Consider the following 15,471-nt stretch of genomic DNA (forward strand, 5'->3'; position numbering starts at 1 on the left):
GCAGCTGGGGCGGAGAGTGGACGGGCGGGGGCGCCATCGGCTCCCCCGCCCGTCAGAGAGTGCTTAGTAGCACTCCTTGACACCCGTCGACAGCGACATCTTCAGGCCGCTGAGCTTGAAGGTTCCGGCGGTGGTCGCCCACGCCGTCTGCTTCACGTCGGTCAGGGTGACCGAGTCGGCCTGCTGGGCGAACCCGTAGGGGTTCGACTGCTCGCCGCCGCCCTTCATGCCCGGACCCTTGGTGGCGTCCTTGGCGGCCACACCGATGTCGATGCCCCGGAACGTCGCGTCGGCCTCGAGCTGGGCGACGTCGATGTACAGGTTCTCGGCCTTGACCGGAGTGGCACCGTCGCCGGCCCGCAGGATCAGGCTGACGTTCCCGAGCACCGGAATGTTCGGGGTGACGACCGACTGGCACAGGCTCTTGATGGTCGCCTGCTTGAACGCCGAGACGGCGACGGGGTGAACCGTCTTCTTGCCGTCCATCGTGTAGCCCTCGTCAAGGGCGCCGTACTGCGAGAAGCCCGTACCGTCGAGCTGCTTCGTCGTGACCTTGAACGACTGGCCGGAAACGCTGAACGACGCGGCCAGAGCACCCTGAGCGAGTGCGACACCTATGCATGCCGTGGCGGCAACGCTGGGCACCATGACCACAGCGAACCGCTTCCATCTGGTCCCACCACGCACCTGGGACTCCATATTTCCTCCTTCTCGGACGTACATCTCCTGGCACCCGGCTCGCCCTCGGACGACGGCTCAGCGGGGCAGGGATGGGAGAAGTGCTACGTCCTCGGGAAGGAGAGCGCCTGCGCTCGGCGGCGCGAACCGCGCCCGAATCACCGGCGATCACCCCCGAGCGACAACCACTGGTCGCGCCTGACACGCATCACGCACAACCTTGCTGGACAGGCTTCGCCGGTGGGCGAAGACCCCCCTGTCCAAGAGTCGGCGCCACTGCCGTCGACTCTGCTCGGTGGGGACCCAGGAAATCCCGTGACCCGACCGGCTGTCGGGGTGCGGGAATGGACCGAGCGTCGCCGATCGTGGTGCATTCTCGCCGCCCGCACAAGGGGGTTCGTTACTCACTAGTAACGGCCGGATAACCGAACACCGACCCCTCGGCCTCGCTCAGCGACGCTGGGTGGCAACTTGGGGTAGGACAAAACTATTGATCATTGGACAGAATCCGACAGTTCAACGCCCGCGACTTACTCGCAGTAACAGCGGCCGCGATTACCAAGATTTGGTAAAGCGCGGCCGCAGTGGCCCTCCGTCGGCAGTTCCGTCACTCGGGCACCAGCCGCCTCATGGCGCCGGGATGCCCGCGGAACAGGTCCTCCGCCCCGCTCAGAACAGGGCGCGGGCAAGCGCCCGGCGCGCCGCGGTCACCCGCGGATCGTCGGCGCCGACCACCTCGAACAGCTCAAGCAGCCGCAGCCGTACGGCATCCCGGTCCTCGCCCGCCGTACGCCGCACGGTGTCGATGAGCCGCCCGAACGCGTCCTCGACATGACCGCCCACCAGATCCAGGTCGGCGGCGACGATCTGCGCCTGCGCGTCGGCCGGCTTCTCGGCCGCGTCCTTGCGCACCCGCTGCGGGTCCAGACCCTGCACCCGCTGGAGCAACTCCGCCTGCGCCAGGCCGAGTTTGGCCTCCGGGTTGCCGGGGTCGTCGGCGAGCACGTTCTTGTACGCCTGGACGGCCCCGCCCAGGTCGCCCGCGTCCAGCGCCTGCGCCGCCGCGTTCAGCAGGGCGTCGTACGGCCCGGCCGGCGCCTGCGCCGGGGCTGCCTGGCCGCCCGGCTCGGCCTCCGGGTCGACGGTCAGGCCGGTCAGCCCGAAGCGCTGCTCGGCGACCGTCACCAACTGGTCGAGGGTCTGCCGGATCTGCTCCTCACCGGCCGCTCCCTGGAAGAGCGGCAGCGCCTGGCCCGCGACGACGGCGAAGACCGCCGGGATCCCCTGGATCCCGAACTGCTGCATCAGCATCTGGTTGGCGTCGACGTCGATCTTGGCGAGGACGAAGCGGCCGTTGTACTCGACGGCGAGCCGCTCCAGGACGGGGCTGAGCTGCTTGCAGGGCTGGCACCACTCGGCCCAGAAGTCGATGACGACCGGGACCTCGGCGGAGCGCTGCAGGACGTCTTGCTCGAATCCGGCCTCATCGACGTCGATGACGAGATCGGCCGGGGAGACGGCCCCGCCCCCGCCCTTCCGGGCCGCTTCGGCGCGCGCCTGCTCCGCCTTCGCCTTGGCCTCTTGGGCCGCCTTCACCGCGGCGAGGTCGACGACGCCGCTCATGGACATGTTCCGTGGCTGCATGCGTCTATCCTCCCCTGTTCCCGCGCGTGTGTGAAAAACGCTGTGAAAGCCGGCCCCGGAAGGGGGCCGACTGCGTGGTCTGCGGCGCCGGGTCCCCACCCCACGCCCTGTGGTCGTCGCTCGCGTATGCCGTCCACGAGCTTTCGCTACGAGTCGTAGCGTAATGCCATGCAAGGCCCGCGCGGCACCGCCGCCCGGTGATCTCCCTCACTGCCCTGCAGAACCGGCCGGTTAGGGTCGGGGGATGCAGAGCCGCACCCCCGCCAGCCGCACCGGACGCCCGCGCAGCGTCGCCGCCGACGCCGCGATTCTGGCCGCGACCCGGGCGGCTCTCGTCGAACTGGGCTGGTCCAAGCTCACCTTGGGGGACGTGGCGACGCGGGCCGGGGTTGCGAAGACGACGCTGTACCGCCGCTGGGCGGGCAAGAACGAACTGGTCGTCGACGCGGTGGCGGAACTCTTCGACGAACTGCGCCTGCCCGACCGCGGCTCACTGGCCGCCGACATCGAGGGCGTCGTCCTGCAGTTCGCCGCGATCCTGGACCGCCCGGAGGCCAAGAGCGGCCTGATGGCGGTGGTCTCGGAGTCGACGCGCGACGAGGCGCTGCGCGAGCGCATCCGCACCTCGATCGTCGACCGCCAGAAACGCCTGGTCCTGGAGGGCCGCGCCCGCGCCCAGACCCGCGGCGAACTCCCCCCGGAGACGGACCCGGCGGAATCGGCCCGCACGGTGGACCTGATCTTCGACGTGGTCGCGGGCGCGGTGGTCCACCGCACCCTGGTGAGCGCGGAGCCGGCGGACGAGGAGTGGGTACAAAACTTCACACGGGTACTGCTGCACGGCCTGACGCCCTAGCCGCACGTAGCTGCGGGCAGTCGTGCCGCTGGGGCGGCACGGGTGGGCGCAGCGGCACCCCCGCAGCGCCGGGCTGCGCCCCCCCGCCCAGCCCCAACGCCGGGACCTCAGAAGCCGGCAGGCTCGGTGTACACCCCCCACTCATCCCGCAGCACCCCACAGATCTCCCCCAACGTCGCCTCCGCCCGCACCGCATCCAGCATCGGCTCGATCATGTTCCCCCCATCCCGCGCAGCCGCAACCATCGCGTCCAGCGCGGCCCGCACGCCCGCATCGTCCCGTTCCGCACGCCGCGCGCCGAGCACCCGCACCTGCTCCCGCTCCACCTCATGGCTCACCCGCAGAATCTCCAGATCGCCGGTGACGGACCCGGTGTGGACATTCACGCCCACCACCTTCTTGTCGCCCTTCTCCAGAGCCTGCTGGTACCGGAACGCGGACTCCGCGATCTCCCCGGTGAACCACCCGTCTTCGATCCCCCGCAGAATCCCGGAGGTGATCGGCCCGATCGGGTGCCGCCCGTCGGGGTGCGCCCGCAGCCCCCGCTCCTTGATCTGGTCGAAGATCTTCTCCGCGTCGGCCTCGATCCGGTCGGTCAGCTGCTCGACGTACCACGAACCGCCCAGCGGATCGGCCACGTTGGCGACGCCGGTCTCCTCCATGAGCACCTGCTGGGTACGCAGCGCGATCTCCGCCGCCTGCTCACTCGGCAGCGCAAGCGTCTCGTCGAGCGCGTTGGTGTGCAGCGAGTTCGTGCCGCCGAGCACCGCCGCCAGCGCCTCCACGGCCGTACGGACGACGTTGTTGTACGGCTGCTGGGCCGTCAGCGAGACTCCGGCGGTCTGCGTGTGGAAGCGCAGCCACTGGGCCTTCTCGGACTTCGCCCCGTACACGTCCCGTATCCAGCGCGCCCAGATCCTGCGCGCCGCCCGGAACTTGGCGATCTCCTCGAAGAAGTCGACGTGCGCGTCGAAGAAGAAGCTCAGCCCCGGCGCGAAGACATCCACGTCCAGCCCGCGCGACAGCCCCAGCTCCACGTACCCGAAGCCGTCCGCCAGCGTGTACGCCAGCTCCTGCGCGGCCGTCGACCCGGCCTCGCGGATGTGGTAGCCGGAGACGGACAGCGGCTTGTAGGCGGGGATGCGCTCGGCGCAGTACTCCATCAGGTCGCCGATGAGGCGCAGATGCGGCTCGGGCTGGAAGAGCCACTCCTTCTGCGCGATGTACTCCTTGAAGATGTCCGTCTGCAGCGTGCCGTTGAGGACGCCGGGATCGATGCCCTGGCGCTCGGCGGCGACCAGGTACATGCAGAAGACGGGGACCGCCGGACCGCTGATCGTCATCGAGGTGGTGACGTCGCCGAGGGGGATGTCCTTGAACAGCACGTCCATGTCGGCCGCCGAGTCGATCGCCACCCCGCAGTGGCCGACCTCGCCGAGCGAGCGCGGGTCGTCGGAGTCGCGGCCCATGAGGGTCGGCATGTCGAAGGCGACCGAGAGCCCGCCTCCGCCGTTGCCGAGGATCATCTTGTAGCGCTCGTTGGTCTGCTCCGCGTTCCCGAACCCGGCGAACTGCCGGATGGTCCACGTACGCCCCCGGTAGCCGGTCGGATAGAGGCCGCGGGTGAAGGGGTACTCCCCCGGCCAGCCGATCCGCTCGAAGCCTTCATAGGTGTCCCCGGGCCGGGGACCGTACACCGGCTCCACGGGGTCCCCGGAGAGCGTGGTGAAGTCGGCCTCGCGCTTGCGCGCGGCGTCGTACCGGGCCTGCCAGCGTCGGCGGCCCTCCTCGATGGCGTCAGCGTCCATACCCTCCAATTTACTTGGACGTCCTAGTAAATGTCGACGGCGGCGGGAGGATTCAGCGGAACGCCCAGGTGACCGGGGGAAAGGGGCCGCCGTACGCGCGGGCGTACGGCGGGGTGCTCACGCCTTCGCGGGCGCCGGCGCGTCCTGGGCGACCTGGGCCTCCAGCTCGCCCGAGATCTTCCGCTCGACGAAGAAGGCGGCCGTCGGGACCGTGCCCGCCAGCAGGACCCACAGCTGCTTGCCGACCGGCCACTTCGCCTTGGAGCCCAGGTCGAAGGCGAAGACCAGGTAGACGACGTAGAGCCAGCCGTGCGCGATGGAGACGACACGGGTGGCGTCCGCGGCACCGTCGATGTCCAGCACGTACTTGCCGATCATGCACAGGCACAGCAGAACCAGGAGCACACCGGTGACGTAGGCCATGACGCGGTAGCGGGTCAGCACGCTCTTTTTCATGCGGTCGAGCGTATCCGCCCGTTCCGGTCGATCTTTCCCCGGGTCACTGCTCTTCGAAGTCGTGCGCGGCGACGCGCAGCGGGCGCAGCATCGCGAAGATCTCGGCGCACTCCTCGGCGTCGTACACGCCGAGTCCGAAGTCCATCGCCATCAGGTCGCGGGTGGCCGCCTCGACGACCTCGCGGCCCTTGTCGGTGATGACGGCGAGCGTGCCGCGGCCGTCGTTGGGGTTGGGGCGCCGGTCCACCAGGCCGGACTTCACCAGGCGGTCCACGGTGTTCGTCACGGACGTCGGATGCACCATGAGGCGCTCGCCGATCTTCGACATCGGCAGCTCGCCGGCCTTGGAGAAGTTGAGCAGCACCAGCGCCTCGTAGCGCGCGAAGGTCAGCCCGTACGGCTTGACGACCGCGTCGACCTCGGCGAGCAGGATCTGGTGCGCGCGCATGATCGAGGTGATCGCGGCCATGGACGGCACGTTGCCCCAGCGCTGCTTCCAGAGCTCGTCGGCGCGGGCGATGGGGTCGAAGGGGAGGCTGAGCGGCTTCGGCACGTCACCAGACCTTACCGGCCGGTCATATCCCGGTCAGCCCCGTCTCGCCCTTCGGTCGAACTCGTCAGCCGCGGGCAGTCGCGCTCCGTCGTAGCTGCGGGCAGTCGTGCCTCCCCCACAGTGCCTTAAAGGCCTGGGGGGACCCCCAGGGCGGCACGGGTGGGCGATGGGGGTCCCCCCGCTCGAGCGAAGCCGAGAGTGGGGGAGGCACCCCGCAGCGCCGGGCTGCGCGGCCCACCCCGGCCCCACGCCGCACAGCAACACGGTGAGCAGCGGCCAGTCCGACCGGTGGCTATTCCGCGAGGTACCGCTCCACCGTCTCCACCTTGGACGTGAGTCCGTCCGTCACTCCGGGCCGGATGTCCGCCTTGAGCACCAGGGACACGCGCGGCGCCCGCTCCTCCACGGCCGCGACGGCACGCCTGACGACGTCCATGACCTCGTCCCACTCCCCCTCGACCGACGTGAACATCGCGTCGGTACGGTTCGGCAGCCCCGACTCACGGACCACACGGACGGCCTCGGCGACATACTCCCCGACGTCCTCGCCGACACCCAGCGGCGTCACGGAGAAGGCGACGATCACGCTTTCACGGTCCCTTCCTTGCGGGCGCGGGACGCGATCACGGCGTTCTCGGCCTCACGCTTGAGCATGCGCTCGGCGAAGAAGCCGCCGGTGGGCAGCACGGAGAGGACGAAGTAGAGCGCAGCCCGGCCGAAGGGCCACTTCGCGCGGTTCCAGGCGTCCGCCCAGAACATCACGTACAAGATGAAGAGGAAGCCGTGGACCGCGCCCATCAAGGGCACCGCGTTGAAGTCCGTGGTCCGCTTCAGCACCGAGCAGACGAGCAGGACGAGGAAGGACACGGCCTCCGGAGCCGAGACCAGACGGAGGCGGCGGAGGGCGGTGGCGGTCTTGAGATCCACGGGTCACCTTCGGTGGGAGATTCGCTGACGATGCGGTCGCCTTGTGAACGGACGCACAAACGCTCGGCCATTGTGGCAAACGCCGTCCGGACGCCGGATCGGGGGGCCGCCCCCTAGGGGACCCTCGGGGTCGTCTCCCTCCACAGGCCCTGTCGACGAGCCCTCTCGCCGGTTACCGTCGCAAGCGTGGCGATGTTCCGACTTCAAGGCAGCAAGGTGCTCGCCGTCGACATGACCGGGGACGCCGTGAGGGCGAAGAACGGCTCGATGGTCGCGTACGACGGGCAGATGGCCTTCAAGAAGATGAGCGGCGGCGGTGAGGGCATCCGGGGGATGGTGACCCGGCGGATCACCGGAGAACAGATGACCATGATGGAGGTGAAGGGGCACGGGACCTGCTGGTTCGCCGACCGCGCCTCCGAGATCAACCTCGTCGGCCTCCGGGGGGAGAAACTGTACGTGGAGTCGAGCAACCTGCTGGCGACCGAGGCCGGCCTGCGCACGGGCACGTCGTTCACGGGGCTGCGGGGCGCCTCGCAGGGCAACGGGCTGTTCACGACCACCGTCGAGGGGCACGGGCAGGCGGCGATCATGTCGGACGGGCCGGCCGTGGTGCTGCGCGTCAGTGCGCAGTATCCGCTGACCGTCGACCCGGGGGCGTATGTCGCGCACCAGGGGAACCTGCGGCAGTCCTTCCAGTCCGGTGTGACATTCCGCACGTTCATGGGGGAAGGCGGCGGCGAGGCCTTCCAGATCCGGTTCGAGGGGGACGGGCTCGTCTACGTCCAGCCGAGCGAGCGGAACACGATCGCGGGGGACGTGTGACATGGCCTTCCGCGAGATCAACTCCAGGATGGTCGAGGCGACCGTCATGCCGGGGCAGCGGCTGTTCAGTCAGCGCGGTGCCATGCTCGCCTACCAGGGCGAGGTGACCTTCACGCCCAACATGAGCGGTGGCCAGGGCGGGATCATGTCGATGATCGGGCGCCGGGTCGCCGACGAGGACACCCCGCTCATGACCGTCGAAGGCAGCGGCACCGTGCTCTTCGGGCACGGCGGCCACCACGTCCAGGTGATCAACCTCGCCGGCGACACCCTTTACGTCGAGGCGGACCGGCTCCTCGCCTTCGAGGGCACCCTCCAGCAGGGCACCATGTTCATGGGCTCGCAGGGCGGCGTCATGGGCATGGTCCGGGGGCAGGTCACCGGGCAGGGGCTGTTCACCACCACCCTCAAGGGGCACGGGTCCGTCGCCGTCATGGCCCACGGCGGCGTGTTCGAGGTCCCGATCACCCCCCAGCGTCCCGTGCACGTCGACCCCCAGGCCTACGTCGCCCACCACGGCGACGTGCGCAACAAACTGTCGACCGCGCTGGGCTGGCGGGACATGGTGGGCCGTGGCTCCGGCGAGGCGTTCCAGCTGGAGCTGAGCGGCAGCGGTGCGGTGTACGTCCAGGCGTCGGAGGAGAAGCTGTGACCACCCAACCCGCAACCGGTCCCGTCGCCCACGATCCGGCGACCCTGCCCGCCGACGACAACGTCAACGCGTACACCTTCTGCGTGGAGCTCAAGGGGACCCAGTGGTTCCTGCAGAAGGGGAAGATGATCGCCTACTACGGCTCGATCGACTTCAACGGCATCGGGCACGGCCGACTCGACCGGCTTGTCCGTACGTCCTTTCATTCGCCTCTGCACGCGAGCGACTGGGTGGTGGCGGAGGGCTCGGGCAAGATGCTCCTCGCCGACCGGGCCTTCGACGTGAATTCGTATGACCTGGAGAACGGCAATCTGACCATTCGCTCGGGCAACCTGCTCGCTTTTCAGCCAACTCTCGCACTCAAGCAGTCGATCGTGCCGGGCTTTCTGACACTCATCGGAACCGGAAAGTTCGTGGCCGCATCTAACGGTCCGGTGGTGTTCATGGATCCGCCGATCCGGGTGGATCCGCAGGCGCTCGTCGGCTGGGCCGACTGCCCGTCTCCGTGCCACCACTACGACCATGGCTACATGACGGGCGTAATGGGCGGTCTACGTGCACTGACGGGCCTCGGCGGGGCCTCCGGGGAGGAGCATCAGTTCGAGTTCGTGGGAGCCGGCACCGTGCTGCTCCAGTCGTCCGAGACGCTGATGGCGGAGCAGGCCACAGGGGCGACTCCGCAGCAGGCCGGGGTACCCGGTGGCGGCGGGGTGACCGGAGGGCACGGACCGCAAGGCGGCGCACCGCGTTTTCCCGGACAGCTCGGAGACCTCCAGCGTCGCTTCGGGCTGTGAGCGGTAGTCTGCGGAGTGTGACGTCGAACGCGTGCGCACCGTCACGCCACCCTCATTAGTTCGCCTTTCAACTTTCTTAGGTAGACTTCATTCATGGAGACCGAAACGGCCACGCGCTGGCTGACCGATGCGGAGCAGTGTGCCTGGCGCACCCACCTGGAGGTCAACAGGCTGTTGACGTACCAGCTCGAAAAGGACCTGCAGCCGTTCGGCCTGACGATGAACGACTACGAGATCCTGGTGAATCTCTCCGAGTCGGAGGACTTCCGGATGCGGATGAGCGACCTCGCCTCCGCCACCCTCCAGTCCAAGAGTCGTCTCTCGCACCAGATCACCCGCATGGAGAACGCCAACCTGGTGCGCCGGGAGAACTGCGAGTCCGACCGGCGCGGACTGTACGCGGTCCTCACCGAGCACGGCATGGAGACGATGCAGAAGGTCGCGCCCCACCATGTGGCGTCCGTGCGCAGGCACTTCATCGACCTGCTGTCACCCGAGGCACTGACGGAGCTCGACAAGGCCCTCAAACCCATCGCGGAACACCTGCGCGGGCACCGCGGCCGCCCCTGACCGGAGGCGTCACCGGGCGAGCGGCAGGCGGAGTTCGAACTGGGCTCCGCCTGCCGGTGCGTCCTGGACGGTGAGCGTGCCGCCGTGGCGGGTGGCGACATCGCGGGCGATGGCCAGGCCCAGCCCCGCGCCGCCCTCGTCCCGGCTGCGGGCCGCGTCCAGCCGTACGAACCGCTCGAAGATCCGCTCCCGGTCCGCCGCGGGCACCCCGTCGCCGTCGTCGGCCACCTGCAGCACGGCCCGGTCCCCCTCCCGGCGTACGACCACGGTGACCGCAGAGCGGGCGTGCCGCTGGGCGTTGTCCAGCAGATTGGCCAGCACGCGCCCCAGTTGACCGCGGGATCCGGCCACTTCGAGGGACTCGGCCCGAACCGTCACGTTCTCACGGCCCGCGGCCTCCTCCCGGGCCAGCGCGGCGAGGTCCGCCCGGGCGTCGCCGATGGGCCGCTCCCCCGCGTCCAGCCGGGCGAGCAGCAGCAGATCGGCGGCGAGCCGCTGGAGCCGTACGGTGTCCTCCACGGCCCCGTCGAGGTCCAGCAACTCCGGGTGCGCGGCGGCCACTTCGAGCTGGGTGCGCAGGGACGCGATGGGGCTGCGCAGCTCGTGCGAGGCGTCGGCGACAAACCGCCGCTGGCGTTCCACCGAGGTCTCCAGCGCCGCCAGCGTCTCGTTGGTGGTGCCGGCGAGCCGGGCGACCTCGTCGTGGGTGTCCGGCTCGGGCACCCTCCGGGACAGGTCCTCGGAGGCGGTGATTTCGGCCATTTCGCGCTGGATGTCCTCGACTGGTCGGAGCGCGCGCCGGGTGACCAGCCAGGTCACGCCCGCCACAACGCCCAGCAGCAGCGGGAATCCGATCAGCATGACGGTCTGGGCGGTGCTCACCGCGCTCTGCTCGGCGGCCAGCGGCCCGCCCGCGTACACGGTGAACGTCCCCCGGTCGGGCACCTCGACCGGCACGGCGGCGAAGCGGTAGTCCGCCGTGGTGCCGTCGACCGTCGCCGAGCCGTCGGTGAAGCTCGCGTCCTCGCCGATCTCACCCGGACGGAGGGTGGTGCTCCCTGTCGAGCCGTCGTCGTCATCGTCGTCGTCATCCTCGTCGTCGCCGGGGGCGCTGGTCGTCGGGGCCGACGGCTGGGGCTGCGGGCGCACCACGCCGGTTCCCGTGCCACTGATCCGCTCCAGGCCCTCGGTGGCCGCGACCAGCGTGCCGTCCTCGGCAACGACCTGGACCGGCCGGTCGTCGTCCAGCGACAGCTGGTCGGAGGTCCTGCCGCCCGCAAGATCGGCGGCGACCTCGCGGGCCGTGCGCTCCGCCTCGGTCCCGGCCTGTTCGGTCAGGTTGGAGTACAGGGAGATCAGTACGGCGGCCCCCGCGGCGACCAGGGCCACGGCGACGACGAGCGTGGCGGCGAGCGTGGCCCGGGCCCGGACGGAACCGAACAAGCGCCTCATCTCGACGCCTCCAGACGGTATCCGGCGCCGCGGACCGTGCGGATGAGCCCGGCGCCCAGCTTGCGGCGCAGGGCGCTGACGTACACCTCGACGATGTTCGGATCGCCCTCGTACGCGAAGTCCCAGACGTGCTCAAGGATCTCGGCCTTGGACACCACCTCACCGGCCCGCCCCGCCAGGTGCTCCAGGACGGCGAACTCCTTGGCCGTCAGGGCGATCTCCTCCCCGTCCAGGGCGACCCGGCGGGTGGCGGTGTCGACCCGGAGGGCACCGAGGTCGAGGACGGGCGAGGCGCCGTGCCGGCCGCGGCGGCGCAGCAGCGCCCTGACCCGGGCGACGAGGACGACGTACGAGAACGGTTTGGTCAGGTAGTCGTCGGCGCCGGTGTCCAGGCCCTCGGCCTCGTCGTACTCGCCGTCCTTGGCGGTGAGCATGAGGATGGGTACGTCGTTGCCGGCGGCGCGCAGGGCGGAGCAGACGCGGTAGCCGTTCATGCCGGGGAGCATGATGTCGAGCACGATCAGGTCGTACGGCGATTCGCTCGCCCGGTGCAGTCCCTCCCGGCCGTCGTGGACGACGTCCACCGCGTAGCCCTCCGCCGTCAGGCCCTTGGCCAGGGATACGGCGAGGCGTTTTTCGTCCTCCACGATCAGCAGGCGCATGCGCCAAGGGTCGCAAACCGAAGCTGAAGCGATCTTCAGGGAGCTTCAGGCGGGCTTCAGCTTCCGCGGCGCAGGGTGGTCCATGTCGGAAGAACGCAAGCCCAATTGGGGAGGAACGGCATGAAGCGCAACATCGTCATCGTGGCTGTCACCGCGGCCGCGGTGATCGGGGGCGGGTCCGCACTGGCCTTCGCGGGTGGTGGTGGTGGCGGCGTGGCGGCCACGCCGTCGGCTCCGGCGTCGGTCACGGTGGACGGTCTGAGTGCGGGCGGGGACGACGACCGGGACGACCGGGACGACCGGGATGACGACGTCCGGGGCGACGACCGGGACGACCGCGCGGCGTCGGAGGGTGGTGCGCTCACCGCCTCGCAGGCGATCGAGGCCGCGGTGAAGGCGGTGCCGGGGACGGTCGTGTCCGTGGAGCTCGACAGTGAGGATGACGGGGGTGAGGGTGGCGACCGGCGGGTCTGGGAGGTTGAGGTGCTGGGGCGGGGGAGCAGCTCGCACACCGTGGATGTCGATGCGTCGACGGGGCGGGTGCTTGGCACCCATACGGATGACGTCGATGACGGTGATGATGACGACGCCGACGAGCGGGCCGGGGACGACGACTGACGGGGTGGTGGGGGGAGGGTGGTGGGGCACTGCGAGGTTTGTTCGCCCCGCTGCCCCTGCCCTTCCCGTCCCTGGGGGCTGCGCCCCCAGACCCCGCTTCGGCCTGAATGGCCTCGTCCTCAAACGCCGGACGGGCTGGATGGAGTCACGTGCCGGTCGTCAGACCGCGCACCAGTTCGTCCGCCGCTCGGTACGGGTCCAGTTCCCCGGCGACGATGCGTTCCGCCAGTGTGCTCAGGCGGCGGTCGCCGTGCAGGTCGCCGATGCGTTCCCGTAGGGCCGTCACAGCGATGGTCTCCACCTCGCGTGCGGCGCGGGCCAGGCGGCGTTCGGCCAGGACGCCTCGCTCCTCCATCCATGCGCGGTGCTTCTCCAGGGCCTCGACGACCTCGTCGATGCCCTCGGCGCGGGCGGCGACCGTCTTGACGATCGGGGGCCGCCAGTCGCCGGGGCCACGGGACTCACCGAGGCCGAGCATGTGGTTCAGTTCCCGGGCGGTGGCGTCCGCGCCGTCGCGGTCGGCCTTGTTGACGACGTACACGTCGCCGATCTCCAGGATTCCGGCCTTCGCCGCCTGGATGCCGTCGCCCATGCCGGGGGCCAGGAGGACGACGGAGGTGTCGGCCTGGGAGGCGATCTCGACCTCCGACTGGCCGACGCCGACCGTCTCGACCAGGATCACGTCGCAGCCCGCCGCGTCCAGGACGCGGATCGCCTGCGGCGCGGCCCAGGCGAGGCCGCCCAGGTGACCGCGGGTGGCCATCGAGCGGATGTAGACGCCGGGGTCGGAGGCGTGCTCCGACATGCGGACGCGGTCGCCCAGCAGCGCGCCGCCGGAGAAGGGGGACGACGGGTCGACGGCCAGGACGCCGACCCGTTTGCCCTGCTTGCGGTAGGCGGTGACGAGGGCCGACGTGGAGGTCGACTTGCCGACTCCCGGCGAGCCCGTGAGACCGACGACGTATGCGTTGCCGGTCAGCGGGGCCAGTGCCGTCATGACCTCCCTGAGCTGCGGGGACGCCCCCTCCACCAGGGAGATCAGCCGGGCCACGGCCCGCGGCCGGCCTTCCCTGGCCTGGGCCACCAGTGTGGAGACGTCCTGCATCACAGCTCCGTTCACGAGACAGTCGGCGACAAACCGCTCAGGCCTTCGGTACCCGCACGATCAGCGCGTCACCCTGACCGCCGCCACCGCACAGGGCGGCCGCGCCGACCCCGCCGCCGCGCCGCTTCAGCTCCAGCGCCAGGTGCAGGACGAGACGGGCACCGGACATCCCGATCGGGTGACCCAGGGCAATGGCGCCGCCGTTGACATTCACCTTTTCGGTGGATACCCCGAGGTCCTTCATTGACTGCACCGCCACGGCGGCGAAGGCTTCGTTGATCTCGATCAGGTCCAGGTCGGAGACCTCCAGGCCCTCCTTCTTCAGGGCGTGGAGGATCGCGTTGGAGGGCTGGGACTGGAGGCTGTTGTCCGGACCGGCCACGTTGCCGTGCGCGCCGATCTCCGCGATCCACTCCAGACCGAGCTCCTGGGCCTTGGCCTTGCTCATGACGACGACCGCGGCCGCGCCGTCCGAGATCTGCGACGACGAACCCGCCGTGATCGTGCCGTCCTTCGAGAACGCCGGACGCAGCTTCGCCAGCGACTCCGCTGTCGTCTCCGCGCGGATGCCCTCGTCCTTGCTGAAGACGACGGGCTCGCCCTTGCGCTGCGGGATCTCCACCGGGGTGATCTCGGCCTCGAAGATGCCGTTCTTCTGGGCGGCGGCCGCGCGCTGGTGGGACAGGGCGGCGATCTCGTCCTGCTCGGGGCGGGCGATGCCGAGGCGCGTGTTGTGCTTCTCGGTCGACTCGCCCATGGCGATGCCCTCGAAGGCGTCGGTCAGGCCGTCGTACGCCATGGCGTCGAGCATCTCCACCGCGCCGTACTTGAAGCCCTCGCGGGACTTCGGCAGCAGGTGGGGGGCGTTGGTCATGGACTCCTGGCCGCCGGCGACGATCACGTCGAACTCGCCGGCGCGGATCAGCTGGTCGGCGAGCGCGATGGCGTCGAGGCCGGACAGACACACCTTGTTGACGGTGAGCGCCGGGACGTTCATCGGGATACCGGCCTTGACGGCGGCCTGGCGGGCCGGGATCTGCCCCGCCCCGGCCTGGAGCACCTGGCCCATGATCACGTACTGCACCTGGTCGCCACCGATCCCCGCACGGTCGAGGGCGGCCTTGATCGCGAAGCCGCCGAGGTCGGCTCCGGAGAAGGTCTTCAGCGAGCCGAGCAACCGCCCCATGGGCGTCCGCGCGCCCGCGACGATCACCGAGGTCGTGCTGTTCGTTCCAGTCATGAGCTGCGATCCCCTTACCGGCCTGCACGGGCCGAGGAGTGAACGAGGGTTTACTTCGAATGTACTGAGCGGTAGTCCACCCCGTCATCGGGCTGTCGGTGTGATCGCGCGCACGTTGCGTAACCACCTCCGGAGCGCTGCACTGATTTCATGCTGACGCGAATCGACCACATCGGGATTGCCTGCCACGACCTCGACGCGACCGTCGAGTTCTACCGGACCACCTACGGCTTCGAGGTGTTCCACACCGAGGTCAACGAGGAGCAGGGCGTGCGCGAGGCCATGCTCAAGATCAACGATACGTCCGACGGCGGGGCTTCGTACCTGCAGCTCCTGGAACCGACCCGGGAGGACTCCACCGTCGCGAAGTGGCTCGCCAAGAACGGCGAGGGTGTCCACCACATCGCCTTCGGTACGGCAGACGTCGACGGCGAGGCCGCGGACATTCGCGACAAGGGCGTACGCGTTCTGTACGAGGAGCCGCGGCGCGGCTCCATGGGGTCACGGATCACCTTCCTGCACCCCAAGGACTGTCATGGCGTACTGACAGAACTGGTCACTTCGGCGCCGGTTGAGTCACCTGAGCACTGACCCTCGTACATATGGGCCGGTAGGGTTGGGGGGCGGTCGC

The 15,471-nt window shown here is 69.7% G+C and carries 18 protein-coding genes; 7 read left to right on the plus strand and 11 right to left on the minus strand.

Features of this window, described 5'->3' with window-relative positions:
• Window positions 1-63: 63 nt before the first annotated feature.
• On the minus strand, window positions 64-699 hold the full coding sequence (locus ACFV7R_RS36545) for a DUF6230 family protein (RefSeq protein WP_385271675.1): 636 nt from the start codon (window positions 697-699) through the stop codon (window positions 64-66).
• A 648-nt stretch (window positions 700-1,347) separates the two neighbouring features.
• On the minus strand, window positions 1,348-2,322 hold the full coding sequence (locus ACFV7R_RS36550; RefSeq protein WP_385271677.1) for a tetratricopeptide repeat protein: 975 nt from the start codon (window positions 2,320-2,322) through the stop codon (window positions 1,348-1,350).
• Window positions 2,323-2,566: 244 nt separating this feature from the next.
• On the opposite strand from ACFV7R_RS36550, the gene ACFV7R_RS36555 reads away from it, so the two are divergent.
• A complete protein-coding gene (locus ACFV7R_RS36555) occupies window positions 2,567-3,178 on the plus strand; it encodes a TetR/AcrR family transcriptional regulator (protein WP_385271680.1) in 612 nt (203 codons plus the stop codon).
• Window positions 3,179-3,285: 107 nt separating this feature from the next.
• Here the strand turns inward: ACFV7R_RS36555 and ACFV7R_RS36560 are convergent, their stop codons facing one another.
• The 5 genes from ACFV7R_RS36560 to ACFV7R_RS36580 form a co-directional block, all read right to left on the minus strand.
• On the minus strand, window positions 3,286-4,986 hold the full coding sequence (locus ACFV7R_RS36560; RefSeq protein ID WP_385271683.1) for a methylmalonyl-CoA mutase: 1,701 nt from the start codon (window positions 4,984-4,986) through the stop codon (window positions 3,286-3,288).
• Between the two features lie 117 nt (window positions 4,987-5,103).
• Entirely contained in the window at window positions 5,104-5,442 is a 339-nt protein-coding gene (locus ACFV7R_RS36565; protein ID WP_385271685.1) for a DUF3817 domain-containing protein, read from the minus strand.
• Window positions 5,443-5,485: 43 nt separating this feature from the next.
• Complete coding sequence (locus ACFV7R_RS36570; RefSeq protein WP_385271688.1) at window positions 5,486-5,995, minus strand: MarR family winged helix-turn-helix transcriptional regulator; 510 nt, start codon at window positions 5,993-5,995, stop codon at window positions 5,486-5,488.
• A 292-nt stretch (window positions 5,996-6,287) separates the two neighbouring features.
• Window positions 6,288-6,581: an MTH1187 family thiamine-binding protein gene (locus tag ACFV7R_RS36575; protein ID WP_224735350.1), complete on the minus strand. Its 294-nt coding sequence runs from the start codon at window positions 6,579-6,581 to the stop codon at window positions 6,288-6,290.
• Window positions 6,578-6,922, minus strand: a complete 345-nt coding sequence (locus tag ACFV7R_RS36580; RefSeq protein ID WP_385271691.1) for a DUF3817 domain-containing protein — start codon at window positions 6,920-6,922, stop codon at window positions 6,578-6,580. The genes ACFV7R_RS36575 and ACFV7R_RS36580 overlap by 4 nt, the downstream gene beginning before the upstream one ends.
• Before the next feature lie 192 nt (window positions 6,923-7,114).
• On the opposite strand from ACFV7R_RS36580, the gene ACFV7R_RS36585 reads away from it, so the two are divergent.
• The 4 genes from ACFV7R_RS36585 to ACFV7R_RS36600 all read left to right on the plus strand — a co-directional run bounded on the left by ACFV7R_RS36585 (window position 7,115) and on the right by ACFV7R_RS36600 (window position 9,763).
• The gene (locus ACFV7R_RS36585) at window positions 7,115-7,747 is read left to right on the plus strand and encodes an AIM24 family protein (protein ID WP_129800694.1); all 633 of its coding nucleotides are present in this window, start codon (window positions 7,115-7,117) and stop codon (window positions 7,745-7,747) included.
• A gap of 1 nt (window position 7,748) precedes the next feature.
• On the plus strand, window positions 7,749-8,399 hold the full coding sequence (locus tag ACFV7R_RS36590) for an AIM24 family protein (protein ID WP_385271694.1): 651 nt from the start codon (window positions 7,749-7,751) through the stop codon (window positions 8,397-8,399).
• Window positions 8,396-9,193 (plus strand): AIM24 family protein, encoded by a 798-nt coding sequence (locus ACFV7R_RS36595; protein WP_385271697.1) that lies wholly within the window; start codon window positions 8,396-8,398, stop codon window positions 9,191-9,193. Before ACFV7R_RS36590 ends, ACFV7R_RS36595 begins: the two co-directional genes overlap by 4 nt.
• Window positions 9,194-9,286: 93 nt before the next feature.
• Window positions 9,287-9,763 carry a MarR family winged helix-turn-helix transcriptional regulator gene (locus ACFV7R_RS36600; RefSeq protein WP_224735346.1) on the plus strand — a complete coding sequence of 159 codons (477 nt, stop codon included), beginning with the start codon at window positions 9,287-9,289 and terminating at the stop codon, window positions 9,761-9,763.
• 9 nt (window positions 9,764-9,772) lie between these two features.
• Here the strand turns inward: ACFV7R_RS36600 and ACFV7R_RS36605 are convergent, their stop codons facing one another.
• Together ACFV7R_RS36605 and ACFV7R_RS36610 are read right to left on the minus strand one after the other, a co-directional pair.
• Window positions 9,773-11,215, minus strand: coding sequence for a sensor histidine kinase (locus ACFV7R_RS36605; RefSeq protein WP_385271700.1), 1,443 nt, complete (start codon window positions 11,213-11,215; stop codon window positions 9,773-9,775).
• Window positions 11,212-11,877, minus strand: coding sequence for a response regulator transcription factor (locus ACFV7R_RS36610; protein ID WP_385271703.1), 666 nt, complete (start codon window positions 11,875-11,877; stop codon window positions 11,212-11,214). Before ACFV7R_RS36610 ends, ACFV7R_RS36605 begins: the two co-directional genes overlap by 4 nt.
• Window positions 11,878-11,997: 120 nt before the next feature.
• Between ACFV7R_RS36610 and ACFV7R_RS36615 the strand changes: the two genes are divergently transcribed.
• A complete protein-coding gene (locus ACFV7R_RS36615) occupies window positions 11,998-12,495 on the plus strand; it encodes a PepSY domain-containing protein (protein ID WP_385271706.1) in 498 nt (165 codons plus the stop codon).
• A 145-nt stretch (window positions 12,496-12,640) separates the two neighbouring features.
• Here the strand turns inward: ACFV7R_RS36615 and meaB are convergent, their stop codons facing one another.
• Both meaB and ACFV7R_RS36625 read right to left on the minus strand, forming a co-directional pair.
• Window positions 12,641-13,600: a methylmalonyl Co-A mutase-associated GTPase MeaB gene (gene meaB, locus ACFV7R_RS36620; RefSeq protein ID WP_385271709.1), complete on the minus strand. Its 960-nt coding sequence runs from the start codon at window positions 13,598-13,600 to the stop codon at window positions 12,641-12,643.
• Window positions 13,601-13,637: 37 nt separating this feature from the next.
• On the minus strand, window positions 13,638-14,840 hold the full coding sequence (locus ACFV7R_RS36625; protein WP_224740235.1) for an acetyl-CoA C-acetyltransferase: 1,203 nt from the start codon (window positions 14,838-14,840) through the stop codon (window positions 13,638-13,640).
• A gap of 150 nt (window positions 14,841-14,990) precedes the next feature.
• On the opposite strand from ACFV7R_RS36625, the gene mce reads away from it, so the two are divergent.
• Entirely contained in the window at window positions 14,991-15,431 is a 441-nt protein-coding gene (mce, locus tag ACFV7R_RS36630) for a methylmalonyl-CoA epimerase (protein WP_129800528.1), read from the plus strand.
• The last annotated feature ends 40 nt before the right edge of the window (window positions 15,432-15,471 follow it).

Origin of the sequence: Streptomyces sp. NPDC059866 (assembly GCF_042731325.1) — a bacterium.
Lineage (GTDB): Bacteria > Actinomycetota > Actinomycetes > Streptomycetales > Streptomycetaceae > Streptomyces > Streptomyces flavusporus.

Bases quoted from the DNA above. Each gene is read 5' to 3' on its own strand.
- ACFV7R_RS36545 (WP_385271675.1), bottom strand. From the start codon at position 699: ATGGAGTCCCAGGTGCGTGGTGGGACCAGATGGAAGCGGTTCGCTGTG.
- ACFV7R_RS36550 (WP_385271677.1), bottom strand. From the start codon at position 2,322: ATGCAGCCACGGAACATGTCCATGAGCGGCGTCGTCGACCTCGCCGCG.
- ACFV7R_RS36555 (WP_385271680.1), top strand. From the start codon at position 2,567: ATGCAGAGCCGCACCCCCGCCAGCCGCACCGGACGCCCGCGCAGCGTC.
- ACFV7R_RS36560 (WP_385271683.1), bottom strand. From the start codon at position 4,986: ATGGACGCTGACGCCATCGAGGAGGGCCGCCGACGCTGGCAGGCCCGG.
- ACFV7R_RS36565 (WP_385271685.1), bottom strand. From the start codon at position 5,442: ATGAAAAAGAGCGTGCTGACCCGCTACCGCGTCATGGCCTACGTCACC.
- ACFV7R_RS36585 (WP_129800694.1), top strand. From the start codon at position 7,115: ATGTTCCGACTTCAAGGCAGCAAGGTGCTCGCCGTCGACATGACCGGG.
- ACFV7R_RS36590 (WP_385271694.1), top strand. From the start codon at position 7,749: ATGGCCTTCCGCGAGATCAACTCCAGGATGGTCGAGGCGACCGTCATG.
- ACFV7R_RS36600 (WP_224735346.1), top strand. From the start codon at position 9,287: ATGGAGACCGAAACGGCCACGCGCTGGCTGACCGATGCGGAGCAGTGT.
- ACFV7R_RS36605 (WP_385271700.1), bottom strand. From the start codon at position 11,215: ATGAGGCGCTTGTTCGGTTCCGTCCGGGCCCGGGCCACGCTCGCCGCC.
- ACFV7R_RS36610 (WP_385271703.1), bottom strand. From the start codon at position 11,877: ATGCGCCTGCTGATCGTGGAGGACGAAAAACGCCTCGCCGTATCCCTG.
- ACFV7R_RS36615 (WP_385271706.1), top strand. From the start codon at position 11,998: ATGAAGCGCAACATCGTCATCGTGGCTGTCACCGCGGCCGCGGTGATC.
- meaB (WP_385271709.1), bottom strand. From the start codon at position 13,600: ATGCAGGACGTCTCCACACTGGTGGCCCAGGCCAGGGAAGGCCGGCCG.
- ACFV7R_RS36625 (WP_224740235.1), bottom strand. From the start codon at position 14,840: ATGACTGGAACGAACAGCACGACCTCGGTGATCGTCGCGGGCGCGCGG.
- mce (WP_129800528.1), top strand. From the start codon at position 14,991: ATGCTGACGCGAATCGACCACATCGGGATTGCCTGCCACGACCTCGAC.